Origin of the sequence: Streptomyces bobili (genome assembly GCF_002154575.1) — a bacterium.
Lineage (GTDB): Bacteria > Actinomycetota > Actinomycetes > Streptomycetales > Streptomycetaceae > Streptomyces > Streptomyces bobili.
In genome coordinates this window covers 1-694 of record NZ_MUBA01000241.1, presented here as the reverse complement: position 1 = coordinate 694, position 694 = coordinate 1, and the positions used below count along the sequence as shown (strand labels likewise).

Here is a 694-nt window from a genome sequence, read left to right as displayed (position 1 = left end):
GGGGCGCGCCGGTCCCGTCCGGAGCAGCCCGGCGGCCGGCGGAGGCGGTGGGCGCAGGCGGGGGGGCCGGCTCCCGGTCCGCCGTCGGGTTCCGTCCGGGCCAGGACGGCCCGCCGACCGAGCGGACGGCGGGCCGTCCCGTGGGCGGGCAGGCCGCGCGCCCACGGGACGGCCGGGGCGCCCCCGCCTTCAGCCCAGCAGGCGGGCCAGCACGGCCGCGTGACTGTGCTCGGGCTCCTTCACCGCCGTGAGCAGGGTCACCGGACCGGCGTCCGCCAACTCACGTACACGATCGAGGAGTCCGGCCGCATCCGGCTCGGCCAGCTCCGCCTCGTAACGCCGCGCGAACTCCTCGTACGAGCCCTCGCCCGCGTGGTACCAGCGGCGCAGCTCGTTCGACGGAGTCAGTCCCTTCGGCCACTCGTCGACCCGTGCCGCGTCCTTCGCCAGGCCGCGCGGCCACAGCCGGTCGACCAGGACACGGACCCCGTCCCCCGGCTCGGGCGGGTCGTACACACGGCGGACGCGGACACTCATGGGCGGCCTCTCCACGGGGCGGTCGGTGCTGCCGAGGGTAAGCACGGGCCGCCCGCGCGCGCCGCACGGCTTGACCTGAACGAGGGCGAATCCGCGGGGCCCGGTGCCTAGTCTGATCACGTTTGATCACAGCCACCCCCCCCCCCAGGAGCGCACG

1 protein-coding gene is annotated in these 694 nt (G+C 76.8%); it reads right to left on the bottom strand.

Annotation, left to right across the window (positions count from 1 at the left end; translation table 11 throughout):
• Positions 1–189: 189 nt before the first annotated feature.
• Positions 190–537, bottom strand: coding sequence for a DUF488 domain-containing protein (locus BZL64_RS19985; protein ID WP_086770562.1), 348 nt, complete (start codon positions 535–537; stop codon positions 190–192).
• Positions 538–694 lie beyond the last annotated feature (157 nt).